The organism is Pantoea sp. (assembly GCF_039594315.1).
GTDB lineage: Bacteria > Pseudomonadota > Gammaproteobacteria > Enterobacterales > Enterobacteriaceae > Pantoea.
Genome location: NZ_JBCNNP010000005.1, coordinates 1 through 23,926, shown reverse-complemented (window position 1 = coordinate 23,926; position 23,926 = coordinate 1). Strand labels below are relative to the sequence as shown.

Genomic DNA, 23,926 nt, shown 5'->3' with positions numbered 1-23,926 from the left:
GCGATGAGCAGCGTAAAGATTAAAGCGGCATCATTCTAACCATAATTAATATCCCCAGCTATCGGCAGTTCTCATTCCTTCCGCATCCAGCTGTTTCTTTTTATTTCCAGTCGTGCGCATCAGGGCAGTAAAAGTTTCATAATTGTTAAAATCCAAGATGAGGATAATTATGTTGCAGCGCATTCACCGCTGGGCAGCATCGATTTTGGGCGTGATGCTTTATACGCTGGTGTTTATTTATGCACATCATTTCTGGGCCGCCGCCAGCGAGCAAACCGTGCGCGGGCAACCCGAATTACTGCTGTTTTTATTGCCGGGAATCGTCACGGCCTTGATGCAGTCGGAAAGTCCGTTAGTCGGGACGTTGTGGGTGGCTTTAGCGGGCACGTTGCTGGGCATGCTGTGGTTGATGCTGGCGGTGCCAGTGACACACAGCGGTTTGCTGATTGTGGCCTGGAGTTTGAGCGCGTTGTTCTGGGCGGGATGTGGCGCGTTGTTGGTGCGCTTGTTGCGAATAATGCTGGCGATGAATAATCCGTAGTTATCCAGCTTCATGTTTTGACTCAATAAGCCATCAGGTAATCAGCCGATGGCTTATTGGCAAAAGCGTTTAATGCCCGCTTTCCAAAGCATAAATAAACTCTTCCTTGGTCGAAAATGTATGCATGTTTTCTAATGCAATCAAGATTGAATGATGTATAGCCTGTGTGCAGTTTAGGATCGCTTCCCTCTCCGAAGGAGATAAGCTTAATTTATAGTCATTGCGCATAAAATAAGCTTTCGCTATTTGAGGTTTCAATGGTGGATGACGCGCGGCATTCCTCTCAATCAAGTGAGAGATACGTTTGGCGATTAACGATTCTGCATGTTCTGTATCATGACGCAGATAAATTTCTTCAGCCGCTGAAAGCGTGTAATGCAGACGGTCAATTCCGCCGATCATATTGCAACCCTTACTAAACAGGATCATCGCTGTTCTTATATTTCTTTCGAACGGCGTGAGACTGGTCTCGTCAATCAATTTCCCTGCTTTAGCCAGACCATCTTCAACAAGTATGCTGATGTCCTCTTCGGTCATTTGCCATTGGGTAATATACTCTTCTTTTAATCCCTCATTGATCATAAATCCACCATCGTAAGCGGCGAAAATACTCCTTGTGGGCAGATAATCCGCGCCTTTAAGTGCAATTGATGTTCTATATTCGGCATTGCTGGACCAGGGCGAGAAGAATCGCAGGATATCGATGCAATGGGTGGCAAGCGTATAGAAATTCTTATCGAAGAACGATGGATGCATTTCCGCGTTAATTTGTACTGCGGCAGTGCCCTGATATTTTCTTCGCCACTCTTGAGTTTGTTTTTTAAAATTTGAAAAAATACTGGCATCTACATCTGTGGGCGAAACTGATTGTTCAATGCTGTCAAACAGTGCGGCACTTAGTGGTGTGATGATCACCGGTCCAAAATTAAATGCGCAGGCAATCTCAACTTGAGCAATCGGATAATAAATCGTCTGCATATTGATTTCCTTGCGACAGCGTTCTCGTAGATAATCATAGAATGAGATTTCATTAGGCTGATGCCAGTATTCCCGATTCCATTTTAGAAAAGTATCGAATACAAAGTGATAATCAAATTTATTGATTGCCCAATTTTCATTACAAATTTTTTCGAACAACGCTTGTAGATCCAACGTATTCTTGGTCGCAATGCCATAGCTTTTGTCATTCTTACGCATGAACACAACAATACCGCCGTGTTGTTCGTCAATGAAGTGGTGTACAGCATCCTCTAGCATATCCTGTTCGGAGAAAGTGATGTGGGGACGTTGACTGTGAAAAACTGCATCACTGCCAATTGGCAGCTGATATTCTGCAATTTTACTTTTTGCTGCCTCTGCAAGTTGGTTAACTTCAGCGGTAAGCACCATTTCAGCCGATTGGCTTGTTGTTTGAGCCACTGTCTCCAGCTTTCGCGGCTCATGCTCACTGTATTTAGCATTGTATATGGCTTGTAACTGATATAGTTCGCGAAGCTCATCAGCATGATGCTGCTCTAACGTAACATCGAGCCATTGATTAAAGTTTTTTATTTCTTTTACATACTGTTCAACAAGTTCATGAATTTCAATAAATTCAGATGCATTTTCTAAATAGGTCTTAGACAACGCTTTCCAGTTATTGTAATCATATAAACTCGCTGTTTCGATATGGATGCCGGTTTTAATGGTAAATCCATGATTGCCGTTGTTATTGGCATGCATATAGCGCTGAGAGTTTGGTAATCCCTTATGAACAATATAATTGCGCATATCTTGCATAAATTTGCATATCGGAGAACTGCCAACGGTCGATTTGATTTTATCGCTGATAACTAAGTGGATGGGCTGATCTTTATAGCTTTCGTTCAACATCACGCGGGTGTGATCAACCAGCGTCATTGCTGCAGCCACGAAGTTATGCAGATAACGCTTTACTTCCCGATGCGCTTGTTCACTCGCTTCTTTATTATTCATTCCCATTAGCGAAAAGCCAATGTCAGGATCATGCATTTTGGCACAGGCAGTAAGCAATTCTTCACCATTCATATACAAGATATTCAGTGAGAAACTTCTTTTTTTCTGCTCGTTTAAAAATTGCATCCCTTTGGATTCGTGAATGGCGACTAAATCGGCGGGTAAGTGTGAGTGATCGACGGTGGACATGGATACCCCAGAACATTAATTGGCGCAAAGGTTATTTTTATAACCAATTCAGTATTTTTAATCAATTATCATTGCTGAACTTCGCAACGGGTAAACTAGTAGGAAGTATTCATGGAGCAATTTAACTTAAGAGGGGATTTATTGCTGCAGTATAAATTGTGAATCTGGGGATTAAAAACATCATAAAATTAAAATCCGCCTCAATTCGAGACGGATTTTTCAATCAGCGTGTTTACGCTTCAATACCCAGGTTTTCTTTCGTCCAAGCGGCAAATTCGGTGTAACCACCAATATGCTGATCGTCGAGGAAAATCTGCGGTACGGTGTTGACCGGCTTGCCGGCACGCGCTTCCAGATCGGCTTTAGTAATGCCGGTGGCCTGAATATCTACGTACTGATAATTAAAATCGTCGCGCTCGCTGGTAAGCCGGGTAGCCAACTCTTTCGCACGTACGCAGTAAGGGCAGCTTGAACGGCCAAAAATCACTGCAATCATTGCTTCTCTCCTTCCGCTGCTGTTTTGTGACTAAACTCACATCACAGCGTGAATAATGCGTCACATATTGCCCGCCCATCCTGCTTAAAGAAAGAAGAAGTTAACTGTTATTCTGATACGCGCTGTCTATGCAGACGCTAAAACTGATTGAATGCTCAAGGAAACATCGCATGCGTAATCTCGCCACATTGCCCAAACCGGTGTTGCTGCTCGAGGCTCTCGGCGTGCTTGCCGTGATTGGCGCGCTATTACTGGTCAATGACTGGATGAACGCGCCCGATTTCATCAGCAAAAAACCGCTGGCCACGCTGCTGTTTTTTCTCGGCATTGCGCTGATGCTGCCCGCCGCGTGGATGATGATGTGGCGAACCGCCAAGGCGATGGCCCCGCAATTGTTCAATCAATCCAATAAAAAGAAGTAACCACCGGAGAGGATTATGACGCCGACTATTGATTTACTGTGCAGCCACCGTTCCATTCGCGCCTTTACTGAACAAGGCATTGATGAGGCGCAACGCAGCGCCATTATTGCAGCGGCACAAGCGGCTTCCACCTCCAGTTTTTTGCAGTGCTCTTCTATTATTCGCATCACCGATCGGGAAAAACGTGAGCAACTGGTGCAGCTGACCGGTGGACAACCTTGGGTCAGCGCGGCGGCAGAATTTTGGGTGTTTTGCGCTGACTTCAATCGTCATCAGCAAATTTGTCCGGATGCGCAGTTAGGCCGCGCGGAGCAACTGTTGCTCGGCTGTGTGGATACCGCCTTGATGGCGCAAAATGCCATGGTGGCAGCCGAATCGCTGGGGCTTGGCGGCGTGTTTATTGGCGGAATTCGTAACAGTATTGCGCAAGTCACCGAGTTGCTGGATCTGCCGAAATTTGTGCTGCCGCTGTTTGGTTTCTGCATCGGTCACCCGGCGGATAACCCGGACGTCAAACCGCGCATGCCGCAGGCGATGTTGGTGCATGAAAATTGCTATCAACCCATCGATAAAAGCGTGCTGGCGCAGTACGATGAGCAAATTACTGCCTATTATCAGCAACGTGATAGCAACCAGCGTTCCGAAACCTGGAGCCAGTTGATTCAGCGTCTGATCATTAAAGAAACGCGTCCCTTTATTTTGGATTACCTGCATCAGCAAGGTTGGGCCACGCGCTAAGCACAAGGAACTTTGCAATGAAAATGGCCATTCTCACCCGCGACGGATCGATCTTTTCGTGTAAACGTCTGCGAGACGCCGCGGAAGAGCGTGGTCATCAGGTGCAAATCATCGATCCGCTCTCCTGCTACATGAACATCAATTCTGACTCGCCAGCGGTGCATTATCGCGGCGAGGCGCTTGGCCATTTCGATGCGGTGATTCCGCGCATCGGCACCGCCACCACCTTTTACGGCACCGCGGTGCTGCGTCAGTTTGAGGTGCGCGGCAGTTATCCACTTAATGAATCGGTGGCGATCACCCGCGCGCGTGACAAGCTGCGTTCGTTGCAGCTTTTAGCACGAGAAGGCATCGATATGCCGATCACCGGCTTCGCCTCTTCACCGGATGATACCGATGATTTGATTGCCATGGTCGGCGGCGCGCCGCTGGTGGTTAAGCTGGTGGAAGGCACGCAGGGGATTGGCGTTGTGCTGGCGGAAACGCGTCAGGCAGCCGAAAGCGTGATCGATGCGTTTCGCGGTCTTAATGCACATATTCTGGTGCAGGAATTTATCAAGGAAGCGCAAGGCCGTGATATTCGTTGCCTGGTGATTGGCGACAAAGTGGTGGCGGCGATTGAGCGTGAAGCGAAAGAGGGCGATTTCCGTTCAAACCTGCATCGGGGTGGCAAAGCGCGCGCGGTGGAAATCACGGAAAAAGAGCGTGAAATCGCAGTGAAAGCCGCCAGCACTTTGGGCCTTGAAGTCGCCGGCGTGGATATTCTGCGTGCGCATCGCGGGCCGTTAGTGATGGAGGTGAATGCCTCGCCCGGTCTGGAAGGCATTGAGCGCGAAACCGGTTTGGATATCGCCACGATGATGATCGAATGGATTGAGCAGCACGCCTGCCCCGGCTATCGTCCGAAAACCGGCGGCTAAGCGCGCTTTTCAGCGGTTTTCGTGGCATCCAATGCGGTTTTTCCGTAAGCTAAGGCGCTCATTTCTTCACCCCACAGGATATTACGATGGATTCACTGGTCGTTCCGGACATTGACGTGCTGCGTCGTTGGCTGGATCAACAAAATATCACCTGGTTTGAATGCGATGCCTGTCAGGCGTTGCACCTGCCGCATATGCAGAATTTTGACGGGGTGTTTGATGCAAAAATTGACCTGGTGGATAACGTCATCCTCTTCTCCGCGCTGGCTGAAGTAAAACCTACGGCGCTGATTCCGTTAGTCGGCGATTTGTCACAAATCAACGCCAGTTCGCTGACGGTGAAAGCCTTTGTTGATATTCAGGACGACAATCTGCCGAAGCTGATTGTTTGCCAGTCGATCAGTACCACCGCCGGATTAACCTTTGGTCAGTTTTCTCACTTTATGAAGCAAAGTGAAGAGGGCGTTTCGATGGTGATTATGGAAGCCTTCGCCAATCATTTGTTGATGGTGGAAGAAGAAGAGGAGCGACAGCCCAGCTCCAGCAGCCATGCGATGCTGCACTGAGTTCCCGCCTCGCTAACTGCCGCTTTTTGCGGCAGTTTTCATTTTAGCCCCGCCATTTTTTATTCTGCATTTTGCCCTTTATTGCCAGATATTAGTCGTGCTTTATGCCACTAGTGCCAAACCCCATAGCAGAAACATGCATAACTTATCGCGAAAAGGCGTTTTTTAAGCTGGGATCTGGTGCAGGTGAAGCAGGGGGGCTATTCTTGCGGGGCTGCTTGAGACGTGCAACCTCAGCGCAGGTATAGGTTTTTGCTATTAAACTCCCGCTGAATATTGATTCATTGTGTGCCTGTGATTTAACAGAAAACGCAACGTTCGGATCGCCGTGTATGCAGCGTTGTGATGACCCGCTCAGGAGGAAGTAAAACATGTTCAACCAACGTAAAAAATGGTTGTCAGGTGTGGTTGCTGGTGCATTGATGGCTGCGGCCGGAGGTGCACAAGCCGAAGGTAGTACCGTGCATGTGTATAACTGGTCCGATTATATCGCGGCTGATACCGTGCCGAACTTCGAAAAGCAGACCGGCGATAAAGTGGTTTATGACGTCTTTGATTCCAACGAAGTGTTGGAAGGCAAATTGATGGCGGGCAGCACTGGCTACGACGTGGTTGTGCCGTCGTCCAGCTTCCTTGCGCGCCAGCTGCAATCGGGCGTGTTCCAGGAGCTCGACAAGAGCAAGCTGCCGAACTACAAAAACCTCGACCCCGATCTGATGGCGAAAGTGGCGCAACACGATCCGGGTAACAAATACGCGATTCCTTACCTGTGGGGCACCACCGGCATTGGTTACAACGTCGATAAAGTGAAAGCGGTTTTAGGCAAAGATGCTCCGCTGGATAGCTGGGATCTGGTGCTGAAACCAGAGAACCTGGAAAAACTGAAAAGCTGCGGTGTTTCCTTCCTTGATGCACCGGAAGAGATCTTCGCCACCGTGCTGAACTACCTCGGCAAAGATCCGAACAGCTCCGATGCGAAAGATTACTCTGGCGCGGCCACCGATTTACTGCTGAAACTGCGTCCAAACATCCGTTACTTCCACTCGTCGCAGTACATCAACGACCTGGCGAACGGCAACATCTGCGTGGCGATTGGCTGGTCGGGCGATATCCTGCAAGCGAAAGATCGTGCAGAGAAAGCCAACAACGGCGTGCACTTGGGATATACCGTGCCGAAGCAAGGTGCACTGGCGTTCTTCGACATGATGGCAATCCCACATGATGCTAAAAACGTCGAAGGCGCTTATCAGTGGCTGAACTACATCATGGATCCAAAAGTGATCGCCGATGTCTCTAACAACATGAACTACGCCAACGGCAACAAAGCGTCACTGCCGCTGATCAATGCCGATGTGCGTAACAATCCAAACATCTTCCCGCCGGCGGACGTGATGGCCAAACTGTTTGTGCTCAAGGTCCAGGATCCGAAACTGGATCGTGTGCGTACGCGTGCATGGACTAAAGTAAAAAGTGGTAAGTAACTCGTTCTGAACGAATTACACCCTGAAGAAGACAACAGAGGCGCGGTGATGGCCTCTGTTGTGCCATTTTTAGCGGCTGTGCCGCGCGATTAGCGCCGGAGAAATGTTAGTGAACGACGCGATTCCCCGCCCCCCAAATAAAACGGCTAAGGCGATGACGCCGCTGCTGGAAATTCGCAATCTGACCAAATCTTTTGACGGTCAACACGCCGTGGATGATGTCAGTCTGACTATTTACAAAGGCGAGATTTTTGCGCTACTTGGCGCATCTGGCTGCGGCAAATCTACGTTGTTGCGCATGTTAGCGGGCTTTGAACCGCCAACCAGCGGCCAGATTGTGCTGGATGGTCAGGATCTCTCGCACGTGCCGCCGTACCAACGTCCAATCAATATGATGTTCCAGTCTTACGCGCTGTTCCCGCACATGACGGTGGAGCAAAATATCGCGTTTGGCTTGAAGCAGGACAAACTGCCGAAAGGCGAAATCAGCAGCCGCGTCGAAGAGATGCTGTCGCTGGTGCATATGCAGGAGTTTGCCAAGCGTAAGCCGCATCAACTCTCTGGCGGCCAACGTCAGCGTGTGGCGCTGGCGCGTAGCCTGGCGAAACGTCCCAAGCTGTTGTTGCTGGATGAACCGATGGGCGCGCTGGACAAAAAGTTGCGCGATCGCATGCAGCACGAAGTGGTGGATATTCTGGAGCGCGTAGGTGCTACCTGCGTGATGGTGACGCACGATCAGGAAGAAGCGATGACCATGGCGGGGCGTATCGCCATCATGAACCGCGGAAAATTCGTGCAGATTGGTGAACCAGAAGAGATTTATGAGCACCCAACCAGCCGCTACAGTGCTGAGTTTATCGGCTCCGTCAATGTGTTCGAAGGTTTGCTGCGTGAGCGTGGCGAAGACGCGTTGATCATTGATGCGCCGGGCCTGGTGCATCCGCTGAAAGTACAAACCGATGTGTCGGTGGTGGATAACGTGCCGGTGCACGTGGCGCTGCGTCCAGAAAAAGTGATGCTGTGCGAAGAAGTTCCGGAGGATGGCTGCAACTTCGCCGTCGGGGAGGTGGTGCACATTGCCTATCTTGGCGACCTGTCGATCTATCACGTGCGCCTGCGCAGCGGGCAGATGATCAGTGCGCAGTTGCAAAATGCCCATCGCTACCGCAAAGGCGCGCCAACCTGGGGCGACGAAGTGCGTCTGTGTTGGGATGCCGACAGCTGTGTGGTTTTGACGGTTTAAGGGGGCGATATGAGCCAGATTTCTCAACGCAGCGAGCCGGAATTAGTCGGCACGCCGCTGCAACGCTGGGGCACGCGCATCAAAATGCAGCACGGGCGCAAGTTAGTGATCGCCTTGCCCTATTTGTGGCTGATCCTGCTGTTCCTGCTGCCGTTCCTGATTGTACTGAAGATCAGTTTTGCTGATATTGCGCGCGCAATTCCGCCGTATACCGATTTGGTGACCTGGGCCGACGATCAGCTCAATTTGGTGCTGAATCTCGGTAACTATCTGACGTTGACCGACGATCCGCTCTACGTTGATGCGTATCTGACGTCGCTAAAAGTGGCGGCTATTTCCACCATCATCTGCTTGCTGATCGGTTATCCGCTGGCATGGGCGGTGGCGCATAGTAAACCGTCGATGCGCACCATTTTACTGCTGCTGGTGATTTTGCCGTCGTGGACCTCGTTCCTGGTGCGCGTTTATGCGTGGATGGGATTGCTTAATAACAACGGTATTCTCAACCGTTTCCTGATGTGGTTGGGCGTGATCGATCATCCATTAGTGATTCTCTACACCAACACGGCGGTATATATCGGCATCGTTTACTGCTATCTGCCGTTTATGGTGCTGCCAATTTATACCGCGTTGACGCGTATAGATTATTCGCTGGTGGAAGCTTCGCTGGATCTTGGCGCGCGTCCGTTGAAGACCTTCTTCAGCGTAATCGTGCCGTTGACTAAAGGCGGCATTATCGCCGGTTCGATGCTGGTATTTATCCCGGCGGTGGGCGAATACGTCATCCCGGAACTGTTGGGCGGCCCGGACAGCATTATGATTGGGCGTATTTTGTGGCAAGAATTCTTTAATAACCGCGATTGGCCGGTGGCATCCGCGCTGGCGGTGATCATTCTGTTGATCCTGATTCTGCCGATTATCTGGTTCCACAAACATCAAAACCGTGAATTGGGGGAGAAGGAATGAGCCAGTTACCGACCATTCGATCTCCGTGGCGCACCGCGATTCTGGTGCTGTGCTTTATGTTCCTCTACGCGCCAATGCTGCTGCTGGTGGTTTACTCCTTCAACAGTTCGCAGCTGGTGACGGTGTGGGAGAGCTTCTCGTTCCACTGGTACAAAGTGCTGTTCCAGGACAGTGCGATGCTGGATGCGGTTGGGCTGAGCCTGACCATTGCGGCGCTGTCGGCGACTATGGCGGTGGTACTCGGCACCATGGCGGCGGTAGTGATCGTGCGTTTTGGCCGCTTCCGTGGGCATAACGGCTTTGCTTTCATGCTGACCGCGCCACTGGTGATGCCTGATGTGATCACCGGCCTGTCGTTGCTGCTGCTGTTTGTCGCCATGGGCAACACGCTCGGCTGGCCCAGCGATCGCGGCATGCTCACCATCTGGCTGGCGCACGTGACGTTCTGTACCGCTTATGTCGCGGTGGTGATCAACTCGCGCTTGCGTGAATTAGATCGTTCGATTGAAGAGGCGGCGATGGATTTGGGCGCAACGCCGGTAAAAGTGTTCTTCGTCATCACCGTGCCAATGATCGCGCCAGCGATTGTTACCGGCTGGCTGTTGGCGTTTACCTTGTCGCTCGACGATTTGGTGATTGCCAGCTTTGTCACCGGTCCAGGCGCGACCACCTTGCCAATGGCGATTTTTGCTACCGTGCGTCGTGGCGTGAACCCAGAGATCAACGCCTTAGCCTCGCTGATTCTGTTTGTGGTGGGATTGGTCGGCTTTATCGCATGGCGTTTTATGGCACACGAAGAAAAGCAGCGTTTGCGCGATATTCAGAAAGCACAGCGTGGCTAAACACCGTAGCATTTGCCAATATAAGAACGGGCTGGTTTTATCAGCCCGTTTTATTATGGTTACGGAGTTAAACCATGTCGGAAACCTTGAAAAACAGTTCATTACTTAATGCCGCGCCCGTTCCTGTGATGGTGGCGGGTAGTGCCATTATCGTCACGCGCTGCCTTAGCGTGTTGATGCTGGCCAACGAACTGGGTTACGACGAAATCGCCAATTTTGTCCATCGCAGTGCGCAAGCCTGGGATTCCACTCTGATATTTATCGCCAGCCAGCTGATCTTCCTGTTTGAACTGCGTTGCGCCTTTACCTTGATGCGCGGCAGCAATCGTGGACGCTGGGGTTATGTGGCGACACAAATTATTGTGCTGATCTACATGCTGATGGCGTCGGTTGACTGGATCTACCCGGAAATCTTCAGCATTCCCGGTGAAAGTAACGCGCAGATCATCCATCACACACTGATGCAAAAATTGCCCGATGTGCTGGTGTTGTTGCTGCTGTTTGTGCCCGCCAGCAGTCGCGCTTTTTTCCGTCGCCGGTGATACAATCGCCCCCCATTTTTTCTCCCGATTCTGATTACAGGCCTTTCCATGCATTGCGCGCTTTATGATGCCGGTCGCTGTCGCTCATGCCAGTGGCTGGAAAAACCTTATCCGCAGCAGCTCAACGACAAGCAATCGTTGCTCGAACAGTTGCTGGCTGAAAAGCCGGTCGAGCAATGGCTGCCGCCAGTGGAATCTGCGCAGCAAGGGATGCGGAATAAAGCCAAGATGGTGGTAAGTGGCAGCGTGGAACGACCGATTTTTGGCATGGTGGCGCGTGATGGTGACCCGGTGGATTTGTGTGCGTGCCCGCTGTATCCCGACAGCTTCAGCGCGGTATTTGCGGTGCTCAAACCCTTTATCGCTCGCGCGGGATTAACGCCGTATAACGTGGCGCGCAAACGCGGTGAATTGAAATTTCTGTTGCTGACAGAGAGCACGCAGGGCGGCATGATGCTGCGCTTTGTATTGCGTTCCACCACCAAGTTGCAGCAACTGCGCGCAGCACTGCCGTGGCTGCAACAGCAGTTGCCTCAGTTGAAGGTGATTTCCGCCAATATTCAGCCGGTGCACATGGCGATTTTAGAAGGTGATGAAGAGATCGCGTTGACGTCAGATCAGGCGCTGGCAGAGAACTTTAATCAGGTGCCGCTGTATATCCGTCCGCAAAGCTTCTTCCAGACCAATCCTCAGGTGGCTACCAACCTTTATGCCACTGCGCGTGATTGGGTGGCGCAGTTGCCGGTCAGTAGCATGTGGGATCTGTTTTGTGGCGTGGGCGGTTTTGGCTTGCACTGCGCTACGCCAGACATGCAGCTCACCGGTATTGAAATCAGTGCCGAAGCGATTGCTTGTGCGCAGCAGTCGGCGCAGCAGCTGGGTCTGGAGAAAGTCAGTTTTGCCGCGCTGGATTCAACCCAGTTTGCCACCTCGCGTGAACAGGTGCCGCAACTGGTGCTGGTAAACCCGCCGCGTCGCGGGATTGGCGCTGAACTCTGTACTTATCTCAGCCAGATGGCACCGGATTACATTCTCTACTCAAGCTGCAATCCAGCGAGCATGGCGCAGGATGTTGCGCGTTTGGCGGATTATGACGTTAGCCGCGTGCAGCTTTTCGACATGTTCCCGCATACCGCGCATTTTGAAGTGTTAACTTTATTAACCCGGAAGGGCGGAACGGCGTAGCGCTAACCTGCACGGAGGACGTGCAGAACCTGGCAGGCATGACGCCACGCCATTCCATAATGCTTATTCCGGGAACCACTTCTGATTGATTTGCTGCCAGCTGCCATTGGCTTTCAGCGCCTCTAATGCGCCGTTAAGCTCTTTCAGCAGCGGCTCATTGCCTTTACGCACCGCAATCCCTAAACCGGTGCCGAAGTATTCGGTGTCGGTGATGTGCTCGCCAACCGCACTGAGATCATCGTTGGCCTTCAGCCACTGGTTCACCACCGCGCTGTCGCCAAAGACGCCGTTCAGGCGACCATTTTTCAGATCGAGAATCGCATTCTGGTAGCTGTCATACGCCACGGCAATCACTTCGGGATGCTTCTCCAGCAGATACTTCTGGTGCGTGGTGCCGTTCTCGACGCCAACACGTTTGCCCTTGAGCTGGCTAAAGTCGCTATAGTTCCCTTTGTGCGCAATCACAATCGCCGAGTTGGCGTAATAAGGCTGGGTGAAATCCACCTGCTTACTGCGATCGGCGGTGATGTCCATGCCGGAAATTACCGCGTCATAGCGACGGAATTTCAGCGAAGGGATCAGACTATCGAAAGCGTTATTGGTGAAGGTGCAATCCGCTTTCATCTGCTGGCACAGCGCTTTGGCCAGATCGATATCAAAGCCGACAATTTGATTGTCGTGATCGAGTGATTCAAACGGCGGGTAGGTTGCGGAAGAGGCGAAGCGGATTTTTTCAGCCGCATAAGCATTCATTGCCAGAGTTGCCAATGTAGCGGCAACGATCCATTTTTTCATTATATCACTCCTGTAAACCATGCCAGAGATAGAACGGGTTACAAGATGCCAGTTAATGAATTTGTATTCAATAAAAATGCTTAAAAAATTAAACTTGAAGCGGGCGATACGTTCATCGCCCGTGTAGGGGATTAGTTACGGCGCTCAAACGCGAGGGCACGCTTCTCAACCAAACGCATCATCAACGTCAGCAAACCGTTGACTACCAGATAGATTAAGCCTGCTGCCGCGTAGACTGAAATATCGTAAGTACGCCCATACAGCAGCTGTCCGTGGCCCATCACTTCCATCAGCGTAATGGTGTACGCCAGCGAGGTGCTTTTGAACACCAACACCACTTCGTTGGAATACGACGATAGGGCGCGTTTGAAAGCATACGGCAGCAGAATGCGCAGCGTATCTTTGCGATTCATTCCCAGCGCGGCACAGGATTGCCACTGACCGGAAGGAATGGCGCGCACTGCACCGTAGAACAATTGCGTGGTGTAAGCGGCACTGTTCAGTGATAGGGCCAGCAACGCGCATAACCACGGTTGTGACAGCAAATGCCACAGCCACGGAATGCTCTGGATGCTCGGGAACTGGCCGGGACCGTAATAAATCAGGAAGATTTGCACCAGCAGCGGCGTGCCGGTAAACAGCGTGATGTAGCCTTTTACCAGCCAATTCAGCACTGGCAATTTCAGCGCTAGCACGATAGTGCACAGCACCGACAAAATCAGCGCCGCAATCAACGAGGCGACAGTCAGCGTCAGGCTGGTGTGCAAGCCTTTAAGCAGCTCGGGTAAGTAATCAAGCATGCGTTAGGCTCCTCGCTCAAAACGCGTGGTGCGCAATTCAATACGGCGCAGCACTGCCTGACTGAACAGCGTAATAATCAGGTAGATCGCCGCCGCCACCAGATACCAGGTAAAAGGTTCTTGCGTGCGCGTGGCAATGCTTTTGGTTTGCAGCATCAGATCATTCACGCTGATCAGCGAAACCAGCGCGGTGTCTTTTAGCAGCACCAGCCATTGGTTGCCCAAGCCTGGCAAGGCGTGACGCCACATCTGCGGCATAATCAGGCGCAAGAAAATCGCCGATTTCTTCATGCCGAGCGCCTGACCTGATTCCCACTGTCCCACCGGCACCGCTTTCAGCGCGCCGCGCAGCGTTTGCGATGCATAGGCGGAATAGAGCATCGCCAGCGCAATCACGCCGCACAGGAAAGGACTGACATCAAAGTTCTCAATCTGCACCTGCACCGGAATATTGAACAAGCCGAGATTGATGTGGAAACCGTCGGAGAGCGTTAACAACAGTTGTGAGGCGCCGAAATAGATAAACAGCACCACCAGAATTTCTGGCAGGCCACGAATCAAGGTCACCAAAGCAGTGCCGAGCCACGCCAGCGGCTTCCAGCGCAGCGATTCCCAGCCAGCAAAAATCATCGCCAGCACAAGGCCGGCGATCAAAGCACAAACGGCAAGGCCGACGGTCATCCCGGCGGCGCTTGCGAGTGGAATCATTTCATTCATTAGAAATTACTGCTGGAACCATTTGCTGTAGATGGTTTTGTAGGTGCCATCGGCTTTGATCTTCTCAAGTGCAGCGTTGAACTTGCCTTGCAGATCGGTGTTGCCCTGGCGAACCGCGATGCCTAAGCCGGTGCCGAAGTAATCTTTATCAGTCACTTTCTCACCCAGCGGCGCGAGGTTGGTGTTTTGCTTCAACCACTCGTTTACCACCGCGGTGTCACCAAATACCGCATCGATACGGCCATTTTTCAGATCCAGTACCGCATTTTGATAGCTGTCGTAAGGCACAACGGTGATGTCGCTGTGTTTATCAGACAGGTATTTCTGGTGCGTGGTGCCGTTTTGAACGCCAACACGTTTGCCTTTCAGCGCGGCAACGTCAGCCAGCTTGCCTTTCTGCGCGATGAAGATGGCGGAGTTGTCGTAGTACGGCTTGGAGAACAGCACCTGCTTCTCACGATCTGGCGTGATGTCCATGCCAGCCATTACCGCATCAAAGCGACGGAATTTCAGGCTTGGGATCAGGCTATCAAACGCCTGATTGGTGAAGGTGCAAGTTGCATCCATCTCTTTACACAGTGCGTTGGCCAGATCGACATCAAAGCCCTGAATTTTGTTGTCGGAATCGACAAATTCAAACGGAGGATAAGAAGCCTCGGTAGCAAAACGCAGGGTTTGCGCAGCGGAGGCGCTCAGGCTCAGACCAGCAAGTAATGCAGCAATTACAACTTTTTTCATTAGAAGCATCCTGACTTAATGCGAAAGATAATTAGCAAACGCTCTGGTTTGCGGCTGTGTAAAGTGGCTGGCATCGCCTTGCTCAACAATATGACCGTTTTCCATGTACACCACGCGGCTGGCGGTTTTACGCGCCACTTCCACTTCGTGTGTCACGATCACTTGCGTGATGTTGGTCTGTGCCAGTTCACGAATAATGCTGACGATTTGGGCGGTGATTTCCGGATCCAGCGCGGCGGTCGGCTCATCGAACAGTAGCACCTGCGGCTCCATCATCAGCGCACGGGCAATCGCCACGCGCTGCTGTTGACCGCCGGACAGATGCAGCGGGAAACGATCGGCGTAGGGCGTCAGACGCAGGCGCTCCAGCAGCTTTTCAGCTCGCGCACGCGCGGCATCTTTGCTGAGACCCAGTACGCGGCACGGCGCTTCAATCAGGTTTTGCACCACAGAAAGGTGCGGCCACAGATTGTATTGCTGGAATACCATGCCGACATTTTGGCGTAACTCGCGAATCGCACTATCGGAAGGCGCTTTAGTAAAATCGAATTGGTTACCGGCAATCTGCAGGGTGCCGGAACGCGGCTGCTCCAGCAGATTCAGGACGCGCAGGAGCGAACTTTTACCCGCGCCACTTGGGCCGAGCAACACCAGCGTTTCACCCTGCGGACAAGCCAGGTTGATATCGAACAGTGCCTGATGGGCACCGTAAAAACAGTTTATGGCGTTTAGTTGAATACTCATGCGCAAAAAATGAATAGTAATTAGTGTCGCGGATTTTAACGTCACCAGAATAGTTATGCAATTGTGGTGGGTTAATATTTATTAAAGAGCAGTGAAACGTCTAAAGCGTAGCACAATATCGCGCAACTCAAGGCGGGGAAGGGCTGAAGAGGCGCAATTAATTCACGCCAAATTAACAAAAAGCGCCGTAAAGATGCGGCGCGCTTATCAATAAAATTGAGTGCTGGAAAAGTGAACGGTTATTTCTTCGCTTCCAGCAACTGGGTCAGCGAACCGCCGCCTACATGGGGAACATCACCGACGTAACGCACATCATCCACCACCCAGCAGGTGCCTTCATGGATCATCAGCACTTCGTCATGCCAGCTTTTGTTGTCGCGGCTTAACTCGACGCGCAGCGGAATGTTGCGCGCATCGCGGTTCGGGATGGTCGAGGCGCTAGCGACATCCGCCGACGTTGGGCCTTGCGCATTACTGGAGAACAGATCGCCCTGGCTCCATACTGCCGGTTTTGGATTCTGGCTGCTGGCGCTCAACAGTTTCTGATACAGACGATCGCTGAGGTACGGGCGATATTTCGCCAGCGTGTTGCTATCGGGCAAACCTTGTGTCGGTTGGCTGACGCGTAAATCGTAGAACTGCTGCGCCACGCTATCCGGGCCGCCATCGACACAGGCAGCGGTGCGCGGGCCATTATCCTTAATCACTGGCTCAACGGTAGTACAAGCACTTAGCAGTAACGCAGCGGGAATTAGCAGCGCAAAGGCATTGTTTTTCATCTCGATTTCCTTATTGTTCACTGGCAAAGCGCCATTTTTAGCATAGAGTATAGCCTTGCTTTTACGCGGTAAGAGCTATAACGCGCTGATTCAGAAAAGGAGACAATGATGAAATTTTCCACTACCCCAACGCTGGAAGGACACAGCATCAGTGAATATTGCGGCGTGGTTGCCGGTGAAGCGATTCTCGGTGCCAACATCTTTCGTGACTTCTTTGCTGGCATTCGCGATATCGTCGGTGGTCGTTCCGGTGCCTATGAAAAAGAGCTACGCAAAGCACGCCAAATCGCCTTTAAAGAGCTGGAAGAGCAGGCCAAAGCGTTGGGCGCCAATGCGGTGGTTGGTATTGATATCGACTACGAAACCGTGGGCAAGGACAGCAGCATGTTGATGGTCAGCGTCACCGGCACTGCGGTGATCATCCGTTAATGCGCGTCATTGTTATGCTGGCGCTGGCGTTGCTGCTCAGCGCTTGCCAATCTTCCATCGAAGCGCGTCACGGTTATTGGGTTGATACCGCGCATCCGGCACAAGGCGCGCGGCCCCGTATTAAAGTGGTGGTGATCCATTACACCGCCGAAGATTTTTCGAGTTCACTGGCCACGCTCACCGATCGTGAAGTCAGTGCGCATTATTTAATTCCGCAACAGCCGCCGCAGAAAAACGGCCAGGGCGTGATTTGGCAACTGGTGCCTGAACAGCAGCTTGCCTGGCATGCGGGGCCGAGTTTTTGGCGCGGCGCCACACGCATCAATGACACGTCAATTGGCATCGAAATCGTCAACAGCGGTTATCGCCGTACTTTAACCGGATTGCAGTGGCAGCCGTTTACCCCGGCGCAAATCAGCAGCTTAGTGGCGCTGGTCAAAGACATCACCCAGCGTTACGCCATCACGCCGGAAAATGTGGTGGGGCACAGCGATATCGCGCCGCAGCGCAAACAGGATCCCGGTCCGCTGTTTCCGTGGCAGCAATTGGCGGAACAAGGTTTAGGTGCGTGGCCAGACGCAGCAACGGTACAGCGTTATCTTGCTGGGCGATCGCGGGATGAAGCGGTAGATCAGACGGAATTGCTGGATGCGCTGCAACACTATGGCTATGACGTGGCTGCGGCAACGACGCCGCAGATGCAGCGTAAGCTGATCGCGGCGTTTCAGATGCATTTCCGTACACGCGATTATCGCGGTGTTGCCGATGCGGAAACGCTGGCTATTGCGCGCGCGTTGTTAGCGAAATACGGTGCGGCGCAATAATGCGCCGCTTCAATTATTGCTGCAAGAACGCCTGCCAGTGCGCCACTAAACGTTGCAGATCCTGACGCGTCACATCCAGATGCGTAACAATACGTGTTACTGCGCCGACGCTGATCAGCACGTCTCCAGATTGCATCCAGCTTTTCAGCGCTTCAACTTGCTGTTCTGGCACTTTCACAAACAGCATGTTGGTGTGCTGGTTGAGCACTTCAACGCCAATCGCGCTGAGCTGTTCGCCCAACCACGCCGCGTTGTCATGATCGTCTTTCAGACGCGCCACGTTGTGCTTCAAGGCATACAAACCTGCTGCCGCGAGAATTCCCGACTGGCGCATGCCGCCGCCGGTCATTTTGCGCCAGCGACGCGCCTGTTCAATGTAGTCTTCATCGCCACACAGCAGCGAACCAATCGGCGTGCCCAGACCTTTTGACAAGCAGATAGTCAATGTATCGCAATAGCGTGCAATGGCTTCCAGCTCAACATTCTGCGCGACCACCGCGTTGAAAATGCGTGCGCCATCAATGTGCAGCGCCAGCTTGCGCTCACGCGTTAATTTCCACGCTTGTTCGAGATAACTAAGCGGCAATACTTTTCCATGATGAGTGTTTTCAAGGCTTAACAATCGTGTGCGCGCGAAGTGGAAATCATCGGGTTTAATCGCTGCGGCAATATCAGCCAGCGGCAGCGAACCATCTTCGGCATGCAAAATCGGTTGGGGCTGGATGCTGCCCAGTACCGCCGCGCCGCCGGCTTCGTATTTGTAGTTGTGCGCCTGCTGACCAACGATATATTCATCGCCGCGCTGGCAGTGGCACAGCAGCGCCACCAGATTGGCTTGCGTGCCGGTAGGAAAGAACAGGGCAGCGGCTTTGCCACTTAAACGGGCCGCTTCGACTTCCAGTGCGTGGACGGTGGGGTCATCGCGGTAGACATCATCGCCGGTTTCCGCCGCCATCATGGCATCCAACATGGCAGCACTTGGGCGGGTTACGGTATCACTGCGTAAATCGATCACGTCGCTCTCCTGAAATAAAAAAGCGGGCAAAGCGCCCGCGTTATCATGATGTTTGGCCTGAGAATTGTTTTACCTCAGCCAGTTAGTTTTCGCCAGTTCTACGATCTCGTCACCACGACCATTCAGAATCGCGCGCATCATGTACAGGCTGAAACCTTTGGCCTGCTCGGCTTTGATTTGCGGTGGCATCGATAACTCTTCTTTGGCGGTGATCACGTCCAGCAGCACCGGTCCATCGTGGGCAAAAGCTTCTTGTAATGCGCCATTGAGTTCAGAGGCTTTCTCTACGCGAATGCCTTTGATACCGCAGGCCGCCGCGATGGCGGCGAAATCCGGGTTTTCCAGATCGGTGCCGTCAGTCAGATAACCGCCGGCTTTCATCTCCATCGCCACAAAACCCAGCACGCTGTTATTGAAAATTACCAGTTTCACCGGAAGCTTCAACTGCGCGACCGAAATGAAGTCGCCCATCAACATGCTAAAGCCGCCATCGCCACATAACGCGACCACCTGACGCTGCTTATCCAGCGCTTGCGCGCCCAATGCTTGTGGCATGGCGTTGGCCATCGAGCCGTGATTAAACGAACCGATCAGACGGCGTTTGCCATTCATTTTCAGGTAACGTGCCGCCCACACGGTGGGTGTGCCGACGTCGCAGGTGAAAATGGCATCTTCTGCGGCGTAGGCGCTGATTTGTTGCGCCAGATATTGCGGGTGAATCGGCATTTTGTCGTTGGCGGTGGCTAAGTCATCCAGCCCTTTGCGCGCATCAACATAATGTTCCAGCGCTTTGTCCAGATGCTGACGATCGGTTTTGCTGGTGAGCTGGGGCTGTAGCGCATGTAAGGTGGTTTTGATATCACCTACCAGCGCCATGTCCACGTGGCTGTGCGCACCCAAACTGCCCGGATTGATATCGATCTGAATGATTTTGGCATCGGCCGGATAAAAGGCGCGATAAGGGAATTGCGTACCGAGCAGCACCAAGGTGTCGGCATTCATCATGGCGTGGAAACCGGATGAGAAGCCAATCAATCCGGTCATGCCGACATCATACGGATTGTCATATTCGATGTGCTCTTTACCGCGCATCGCATGCACCACTGGCGCTTTTAATGTTTCTGCCAGTTTAACCACTTCGGCGTGCGCTCCGGCACAACCGCTGCCGCACAGCAAGGTAATGTTTTCGGCAGCATTGAGCGTTTCGGCTAATCGCGCCACTTCATTCGCGGCAGGCACCACATGCGGCAATTGCGGCGGATACCACTCGCTGCGCGCACTTTCTGGTGCCGGTTGCAGCGCCACATCGCCAGGAATCACAATCACCGACACGCCGCGATTGAGAATCGCTTTGCGCATCGCGATGCCCAGCACCTGCGGCAACTGTTCGGGATTGGAGACCAGCTCGCAGTAATGGCTGCATTCGCGGAACAATTCTTGCGGATGGGTTTCCTGGAAGTAACCGCTACCAATTTCGCTGGAAGGGATATGGGCGGCAATCGCCAGCACCGGAACGTGGTTACGATGGCAATCAAACAAGCCATTGATTAAATGCAGATTGCCCGGACCGCAGGAACCCGCGCACACCGCCAGTTCACCGCTGATTTGCGCTTCTGCGCCCGCCGCAAAGGCCGCCACTTCTTCATGGCGAGTCGGCATCCATTCAATGGTGCCCATGCGATTCAGGCTGTCACTTAGCCCGTTAAGGGAATCGCCGGTGACGCCCCAAATGCGTTTCACACCGGCGTTTTCAAGGGTTTTAGCCAGCATCGCTGCCACAGTTTGCTTCATCGTTTGCTCCTTTCTGGTGTCGAGCCATCCATGCCGATGGCGGAAACGTGTCAGTCAGAAAGCGTAGACGATAGCGCTGGCGGGCAGCCGTGAAAAAATGCGCTAGGCCGAGAACAGGGCGATAAGAATCGGTGCTAAGAGGCTCATAATAAACCCGTGCACAATCGCCGCCGGCACGATCTCCATGCCGCCGGTGCGTTGCAAAATCGGCAAGGTGAAATCCATCGACGTGGCGCCGCTTAGGCCCAATGTCATGCTGCGCTGGCGAGTAATCAGCAGCGGGATCAGCATGATGGTAATCAGTTCACGCAGCAGATCGTTAAAGAACGCCGCGCTGCCAATCACCGGACCGAACGATTCGCTCATCAAAATGCCCGAAAGCGAATACCAGCCGAAACCGCTGGCGAGGGCCAATCCAGTTTTGATCGGCAGATCAAGCCACAATGCCGCTAATACGCCGCCGATCAAGGCGCTGCACAGCGACACCAGCGCCACCAACATGCCGCGACGATTAATGGTGATTTGACGCAACGTCATGCCGCTGCTGCGTAACTGAATACCGACCAGTAACAGCATCAGCATCAAAGCGTATTCGCTGATAGTAGAAGCGTGACGCAGCGGCGCCCATTGGCTTAATCCCAGCAAAAAGCCCGCTAACACGGAACCGCACAGCTTGAGCGATTCCAGCGCCATGTGCAGACGCGATGGCAACGCTTGCGCTTTGTGCGCGTGGTGCCACGGCACGCGCTTCTCCAGCAGCCAAAACGCCAACAGCGAGCAGGCGAGAATGCACAGCATGCTGACCAGCGCGATATGGAAGATGGCGAGCAAATTGCTACTGAGATTGTCGAGAAACGCCAGGCTGGTGCCCATAAAGAACAGAATGATATACACCAGCGCGCTGAGTGTGCGTGCAACCAGCCGTAGCAGGCCCGCGCTGCGTAAAGGCAACAGATAACCGAGAATTAACGGCAATAAGATGATGATCAATCCGTACATGGCGGCATTCCATCCGTGGCAAAAGGGCAGCCACGCTAGCGAAAAACAGTTGAAGTGTAAACCTTTTCCCCTGTTGCTGACTTGACCAACGTAACGTGGCGAACCATGCTCAGGCAAAGCACTGGATGGATTGTATGATGATTCTGGAACATATCGATATTCACGGTTTTCGCGGCATCAATCGGCTGGCATTGCCGTTGACCGCCACTAATCTATTGATTGGTGAAAATGCGTGGGGCAAATCAAGCTTGCTGGATGCCTTAACGCTGCTATTGGCGCCTGCCGCTGAACCTTATCAATTTACCGAACACGATTTTCATTTCCCGCCCGGCGATGTGGATGCACGCATGCGCCATTTGCAAATCATCTTTTGCTTTCGTGCGCAGAGTGAAGAGCAACATGCGTTGTTTAAACCGTTCTGGCAGCACGATGAGAATGGCCGTTTTATCCGTTTCAGCACGCGCGCTAAACGCCAGGATCGTGGCGTTAAAACCAGCTGGCGCTTTATTGATGCACAAGGCGATGTGCTGCCAATGGAGGGCACTGAAGCGGCGCTGGCGCATTTGCGCGCGTATTATCCGGTGCTGCGATTACGCGATGCGCGTTTTGGTCGCCGCGCTCGCCATGCGGAAGAGGATGCCGATCGCCGCGCCTCAACCTTGACCGCGTTAGCGCAGGAAGTGGAAAAGTTGACGCGCGATTTGGTGGTGCGACCGCAAACCTTGAGTGACGATTTGCTGCGTCAGGGATTGCATACCATGCAGCAACTGCTGGAACACTATTTTCTGGTACAACAATCCGGCAGTAGCGCGGCGCGCGTTGCACCGCAGGTGCGCGATAGCAGCGAGGGCTGGCGTTCGCTGGATAAGCTCAACCATTTGATTGCTGGCACTGAATCGCGCAGTCGCCAGGTAATCTTGCTACGGATGTTCTCATTACTGATTCAGGCACATGGCAATGAACCGTTGCCTGCGGGCGCGCAACCGCTGCTGCTGGTGGAAGATCCCGAAACGCGCCTGCATCCAATCATGTTGTCAGTGGCGTGGAATTTACTCGAACTGATGCCGCTGCAAAAAATCGCCACCACCAATTCCGGTGAACTGCTTTCGCAGGTGCCGCTGGAGAATATCTGCCGTTTAGTGCGCGAACCAGAGCGTGTGGCGGCCTGGCGCATCGGGCCAGAAGGATTGAGTGCTGAAGAGAGTCGGCGTATCGGTTTTCACATCCGGGTGAATCGTCCTTCGGCACTGTTTGCCCGCTGCTGGCTGTTGGTAGAAGGCGAAACCGAAGTGTGGATTATCAATGAACTGGCGCGCCAGCGTGGTTATCATTTTGCCGCGGAAGGCGTGAAAGTGATCGAGTTTGCGCAATCTGGCCTAAAACCGCTACTGAAGTTTGCTCGCCGCATGGGCATCGCCTGGCATGTGCTGACTGATGGCGATCAGGCGGGCAGCAAATATGCCGCCACCGCGCGTAGCCAATTGCCTGAACACGCACACGAGGCTGACCACCTTACGCAATTCCCGGCACCGGACATCGAGCATTTCCTCTATAAACACGGTTTTAGCGAGGTTTATCATCAGGTGGCGCACCAGCCGTTAAACGCGCCTGTGAATGCACGGCGTATTATTACTCAAGCGATTCATCACAGCTCGAAACCTGAATTGGCGATTGCTATCGCAATGGCGGCGGCAGAGCGCGGGCCGGAAGCGATTCCGCCATTGCTGGATGAACTGTTTGCGCGGGTAATGTGGCTGGCGCGGGGCCGGGCGGATTGAGACGCAGGTAAAATTCGCAAAATAAAAATGCCAGCGTCTGCGGCTGGCATTTTTTTTCGGGAGTGGTCAGAATAAGTGAAGTGGCAGGCGCGTCACGCGACTTGCGTGGCTTCACAAGGCACGATCAAGCTCGCATGATTGCCTTTTGGTCCTTCATGGACATCGAACTGAACCTGCTGGCCAGCTTTCAGCGTTCTGTATCCCTCCATCTGAATCGTGGAGTAGTGTGCGAAGATATCGTCGCCGCCGCTGATCGGACAGATAAACCCGAAGCCTTTGGCGTTGTTGAACCATTTTACTGTACCCGTCTCCATGCTTTTACTTCCCTCGCAAGACATTTTGATAAGTAGGTGAGGTCATTGAAGCTGTGAGTCGAGTTTGTTTAAAACTCAATCAGCTTGTGTTAGTAGAA

At 52.6% G+C, this 23,926-nt stretch carries 26 protein-coding genes; 14 read left to right on the top strand and 12 right to left on the bottom strand.

Annotated features, from left to right (window positions below; genetic code table 11):
* Positions 1-169 precede the first annotated feature (169 nt).
* Positions 170-541, top strand: coding sequence for an inner membrane protein YbjM (gene ybjM, locus ABDW13_RS05480; protein WP_343551425.1), 372 nt, complete (start codon positions 170-172; stop codon positions 539-541).
* Positions 542-610: 69 nt separating this feature from the next.
* Here ybjM and ABDW13_RS05475 read toward each other — a convergent pair whose 3' ends face one another.
* Both ABDW13_RS05475 and ABDW13_RS05470 read right to left on the bottom strand, forming a co-directional pair.
* Positions 611-2,704 carry a hypothetical protein gene (locus ABDW13_RS05475; protein WP_343551424.1) on the bottom strand — a complete coding sequence of 698 codons (2,094 nt, stop codon included), beginning with the start codon at positions 2,702-2,704 and terminating at the stop codon, positions 611-613.
* Positions 2,705-2,936: 232 nt separating this feature from the next.
* On the bottom strand, positions 2,937-3,200 hold the full coding sequence (locus tag ABDW13_RS05470; protein ID WP_343551423.1) for a GrxA family glutaredoxin: 264 nt from the start codon (positions 3,198-3,200) through the stop codon (positions 2,937-2,939).
* 170 nt (positions 3,201-3,370) lie between these two features.
* Between ABDW13_RS05470 and ABDW13_RS05465 the strand changes: the two genes are divergently transcribed.
* The 10 genes from ABDW13_RS05465 to rlmC all read left to right on the top strand — a co-directional run bounded on the left by ABDW13_RS05465 (position 3,371) and on the right by rlmC (position 12,105).
* Entirely contained in the window at positions 3,371-3,622 is a 252-nt protein-coding gene (locus tag ABDW13_RS05465; protein WP_343551422.1) for a DUF1418 family protein, read from the top strand.
* 15 nt (positions 3,623-3,637) lie between these two features.
* Positions 3,638-4,360, top strand: a complete 723-nt coding sequence (gene nfsA, locus ABDW13_RS05460; protein WP_343551421.1) for an oxygen-insensitive NADPH nitroreductase — start codon at positions 3,638-3,640, stop codon at positions 4,358-4,360.
* Between the two features lie 17 nt (positions 4,361-4,377).
* Positions 4,378-5,280 (top strand): 30S ribosomal protein S6--L-glutamate ligase, encoded by a 903-nt coding sequence (gene rimK, locus ABDW13_RS05455; protein ID WP_343551420.1) that lies wholly within the window; start codon positions 4,378-4,380, stop codon positions 5,278-5,280.
* An 86-nt stretch (positions 5,281-5,366) separates the two neighbouring features.
* Positions 5,367-5,846: a YbjN domain-containing protein gene (locus ABDW13_RS05450; protein ID WP_343551419.1), complete on the top strand. Its 480-nt coding sequence runs from the start codon at positions 5,367-5,369 to the stop codon at positions 5,844-5,846.
* A 371-nt stretch (positions 5,847-6,217) separates the two neighbouring features.
* The gene (gene potF / locus ABDW13_RS05445; protein WP_343551418.1) at positions 6,218-7,327 is read left to right on the top strand and encodes a spermidine/putrescine ABC transporter substrate-binding protein PotF; all 1,110 of its coding nucleotides are present in this window, start codon (positions 6,218-6,220) and stop codon (positions 7,325-7,327) included.
* A 109-nt stretch (positions 7,328-7,436) separates the two neighbouring features.
* Complete coding sequence (gene potG, locus ABDW13_RS05440) at positions 7,437-8,570, top strand: putrescine ABC transporter ATP-binding subunit PotG (RefSeq protein WP_343551572.1); 1,134 nt, start codon at positions 7,437-7,439, stop codon at positions 8,568-8,570.
* Positions 8,571-8,579: 9 nt separating this feature from the next.
* Positions 8,580-9,536, top strand: a complete 957-nt coding sequence (potH, locus tag ABDW13_RS05435) for a putrescine ABC transporter permease PotH (protein ID WP_343551417.1) — start codon at positions 8,580-8,582, stop codon at positions 9,534-9,536.
* Positions 9,533-10,378 (top strand): putrescine ABC transporter permease PotI, encoded by an 846-nt coding sequence (gene potI / locus ABDW13_RS05430; RefSeq protein ID WP_343551416.1) that lies wholly within the window; start codon positions 9,533-9,535, stop codon positions 10,376-10,378. The genes potH and potI overlap by 4 nt, the downstream gene beginning before the upstream one ends.
* Positions 10,379-10,452: 74 nt before the next feature.
* The gene (locus ABDW13_RS05425; protein WP_343551415.1) at positions 10,453-10,920 is read left to right on the top strand and encodes a YbjO family protein; all 468 of its coding nucleotides are present in this window, start codon (positions 10,453-10,455) and stop codon (positions 10,918-10,920) included.
* A gap of 48 nt (positions 10,921-10,968) precedes the next feature.
* Positions 10,969-12,105, top strand: coding sequence for a 23S rRNA (uracil(747)-C(5))-methyltransferase RlmC (gene rlmC / locus ABDW13_RS05420; RefSeq protein ID WP_343551414.1), 1,137 nt, complete (start codon positions 10,969-10,971; stop codon positions 12,103-12,105).
* 63 nt (positions 12,106-12,168) lie between these two features.
* On the opposite strand, the gene artJ (ABDW13_RS05415) is transcribed toward rlmC, so the two are convergent.
* The 6 genes from artJ (ABDW13_RS05415) to ABDW13_RS05390 all read right to left on the bottom strand — a co-directional run bounded on the left by artJ (ABDW13_RS05415) (position 12,169) and on the right by ABDW13_RS05390 (position 16,678).
* Positions 12,169-12,900, bottom strand: a complete 732-nt coding sequence (gene artJ / locus ABDW13_RS05415) for an arginine ABC transporter substrate-binding protein (RefSeq protein WP_343551413.1) — start codon at positions 12,898-12,900, stop codon at positions 12,169-12,171.
* Positions 12,901-13,031: 131 nt separating this feature from the next.
* On the bottom strand, positions 13,032-13,700 hold the full coding sequence (gene artM / locus ABDW13_RS05410; protein WP_343551412.1) for an arginine ABC transporter permease ArtM: 669 nt from the start codon (positions 13,698-13,700) through the stop codon (positions 13,032-13,034).
* 3 nt (positions 13,701-13,703) lie between these two features.
* Entirely contained in the window at positions 13,704-14,417 is a 714-nt protein-coding gene (gene artQ, locus ABDW13_RS05405; protein ID WP_343551411.1) for an arginine ABC transporter permease ArtQ, read from the bottom strand.
* Positions 14,418-14,423: 6 nt separating this feature from the next.
* The gene (gene artJ, locus ABDW13_RS05400) at positions 14,424-15,155 is read right to left on the bottom strand and encodes an arginine ABC transporter substrate-binding protein (protein ID WP_343551410.1); all 732 of its coding nucleotides are present in this window, start codon (positions 15,153-15,155) and stop codon (positions 14,424-14,426) included.
* A 15-nt stretch (positions 15,156-15,170) separates the two neighbouring features.
* On the bottom strand, positions 15,171-15,899 hold the full coding sequence (gene artP, locus ABDW13_RS05395) for an arginine ABC transporter ATP-binding protein ArtP (RefSeq protein WP_343551409.1): 729 nt from the start codon (positions 15,897-15,899) through the stop codon (positions 15,171-15,173).
* Positions 15,900-16,138: 239 nt separating this feature from the next.
* Positions 16,139-16,678 carry a lipoprotein gene (locus tag ABDW13_RS05390; RefSeq protein ID WP_343551408.1) on the bottom strand — a complete coding sequence of 180 codons (540 nt, stop codon included), beginning with the start codon at positions 16,676-16,678 and terminating at the stop codon, positions 16,139-16,141.
* A gap of 108 nt (positions 16,679-16,786) precedes the next feature.
* Here ABDW13_RS05390 and ABDW13_RS05385 point away from each other — a divergent pair, with 108 nt between their 5' ends.
* Entirely contained in the window at positions 16,787-17,107 is a 321-nt protein-coding gene (locus ABDW13_RS05385) for a heavy metal-binding domain-containing protein (protein WP_343551407.1), read from the top strand.
* Positions 17,107-17,931 carry an N-acetylmuramoyl-L-alanine amidase gene (locus tag ABDW13_RS05380; RefSeq protein ID WP_343551406.1) on the top strand — a complete coding sequence of 275 codons (825 nt, stop codon included), beginning with the start codon at positions 17,107-17,109 and terminating at the stop codon, positions 17,929-17,931. Before ABDW13_RS05385 ends, ABDW13_RS05380 begins: the two co-directional genes overlap by 1 nt.
* Before the next feature lie 13 nt (positions 17,932-17,944).
* Here the strand turns inward: ABDW13_RS05380 and ltaE are convergent, their stop codons facing one another.
* From ltaE to ABDW13_RS05365, 3 genes are all read right to left on the bottom strand, one after another.
* The gene (gene ltaE / locus ABDW13_RS05375) at positions 17,945-18,946 is read right to left on the bottom strand and encodes a low-specificity L-threonine aldolase (RefSeq protein WP_343551405.1); all 1,002 of its coding nucleotides are present in this window, start codon (positions 18,944-18,946) and stop codon (positions 17,945-17,947) included.
* 69 nt (positions 18,947-19,015) lie between these two features.
* The gene (gene poxB / locus ABDW13_RS05370; RefSeq protein ID WP_343551404.1) at positions 19,016-20,737 is read right to left on the bottom strand and encodes a ubiquinone-dependent pyruvate dehydrogenase; all 1,722 of its coding nucleotides are present in this window, start codon (positions 20,735-20,737) and stop codon (positions 19,016-19,018) included.
* Positions 20,738-20,839: 102 nt separating this feature from the next.
* Positions 20,840-21,736, bottom strand: a complete 897-nt coding sequence (locus ABDW13_RS05365; protein WP_343551403.1) for a lysine exporter LysO family protein — start codon at positions 21,734-21,736, stop codon at positions 20,840-20,842.
* 137 nt (positions 21,737-21,873) lie between these two features.
* On the opposite strand from ABDW13_RS05365, the gene ABDW13_RS05360 reads away from it, so the two are divergent.
* On the top strand, positions 21,874-23,514 hold the full coding sequence (locus ABDW13_RS05360) for an ATP-dependent endonuclease (protein ID WP_343551571.1): 1,641 nt from the start codon (positions 21,874-21,876) through the stop codon (positions 23,512-23,514).
* Positions 23,515-23,606: 92 nt separating this feature from the next.
* On the opposite strand, the gene cspD is transcribed toward ABDW13_RS05360, so the two are convergent.
* Positions 23,607-23,828, bottom strand: coding sequence for a cold shock-like protein CspD (gene cspD, locus ABDW13_RS05355; protein ID WP_343551402.1), 222 nt, complete (start codon positions 23,826-23,828; stop codon positions 23,607-23,609).
* Positions 23,829-23,926: the final 98 nt, after the last annotated feature.

Bases quoted from the DNA above. Each gene is read 5' to 3' on its own strand.
- ybjM (WP_343551425.1), top strand. From the start codon at position 170: ATGTTGCAGCGCATTCACCGCTGGGCAGCATCGATTTTGGGCGTGATG.
- ABDW13_RS05475 (WP_343551424.1), bottom strand. From the start codon at position 2,704: ATGTCCACCGTCGATCACTCACACTTACCCGCCGATTTAGTCGCCATT.
- ABDW13_RS05470 (WP_343551423.1), bottom strand. From the start codon at position 3,200: ATGATTGCAGTGATTTTTGGCCGTTCAAGCTGCCCTTACTGCGTACGT.
- ABDW13_RS05465 (WP_343551422.1), top strand. From the start codon at position 3,371: ATGCGTAATCTCGCCACATTGCCCAAACCGGTGTTGCTGCTCGAGGCT.
- nfsA (WP_343551421.1), top strand. From the start codon at position 3,638: ATGACGCCGACTATTGATTTACTGTGCAGCCACCGTTCCATTCGCGCC.
- rimK (WP_343551420.1), top strand. From the start codon at position 4,378: ATGAAAATGGCCATTCTCACCCGCGACGGATCGATCTTTTCGTGTAAA.
- ABDW13_RS05450 (WP_343551419.1), top strand. From the start codon at position 5,367: ATGGATTCACTGGTCGTTCCGGACATTGACGTGCTGCGTCGTTGGCTG.
- potF (WP_343551418.1), top strand. From the start codon at position 6,218: ATGTTCAACCAACGTAAAAAATGGTTGTCAGGTGTGGTTGCTGGTGCA.
- potH (WP_343551417.1), top strand. From the start codon at position 8,580: ATGAGCCAGATTTCTCAACGCAGCGAGCCGGAATTAGTCGGCACGCCG.
- potI (WP_343551416.1), top strand. From the start codon at position 9,533: ATGAGCCAGTTACCGACCATTCGATCTCCGTGGCGCACCGCGATTCTG.
- ABDW13_RS05425 (WP_343551415.1), top strand. From the start codon at position 10,453: ATGTCGGAAACCTTGAAAAACAGTTCATTACTTAATGCCGCGCCCGTT.
- rlmC (WP_343551414.1), top strand. From the start codon at position 10,969: ATGCATTGCGCGCTTTATGATGCCGGTCGCTGTCGCTCATGCCAGTGG.
- artJ (WP_343551413.1), bottom strand. From the start codon at position 12,900: ATGAAAAAATGGATCGTTGCCGCTACATTGGCAACTCTGGCAATGAAT.
- artM (WP_343551412.1), bottom strand. From the start codon at position 13,700: ATGCTTGATTACTTACCCGAGCTGCTTAAAGGCTTGCACACCAGCCTG.
- artQ (WP_343551411.1), bottom strand. From the start codon at position 14,417: ATGAATGAAATGATTCCACTCGCAAGCGCCGCCGGGATGACCGTCGGC.
- artJ (WP_343551410.1), bottom strand. From the start codon at position 15,155: ATGAAAAAAGTTGTAATTGCTGCATTACTTGCTGGTCTGAGCCTGAGC.
- artP (WP_343551409.1), bottom strand. From the start codon at position 15,899: ATGAGTATTCAACTAAACGCCATAAACTGTTTTTACGGTGCCCATCAG.
- ABDW13_RS05390 (WP_343551408.1), bottom strand. From the start codon at position 16,678: ATGAAAAACAATGCCTTTGCGCTGCTAATTCCCGCTGCGTTACTGCTA.
- ABDW13_RS05385 (WP_343551407.1), top strand. From the start codon at position 16,787: ATGAAATTTTCCACTACCCCAACGCTGGAAGGACACAGCATCAGTGAA.
- ABDW13_RS05380 (WP_343551406.1), top strand. From the start codon at position 17,107: ATGCGCGTCATTGTTATGCTGGCGCTGGCGTTGCTGCTCAGCGCTTGC.
- poxB (WP_343551404.1), bottom strand. From the start codon at position 20,737: ATGAAGCAAACTGTGGCAGCGATGCTGGCTAAAACCCTTGAAAACGCC.
- ABDW13_RS05365 (WP_343551403.1), bottom strand. From the start codon at position 21,736: ATGTACGGATTGATCATCATCTTATTGCCGTTAATTCTCGGTTATCTG.
- ABDW13_RS05360 (WP_343551571.1), top strand. From the start codon at position 21,874: ATGATTCTGGAACATATCGATATTCACGGTTTTCGCGGCATCAATCGG.
- cspD (WP_343551402.1), bottom strand. From the start codon at position 23,828: ATGGAGACGGGTACAGTAAAATGGTTCAACAACGCCAAAGGCTTCGGG.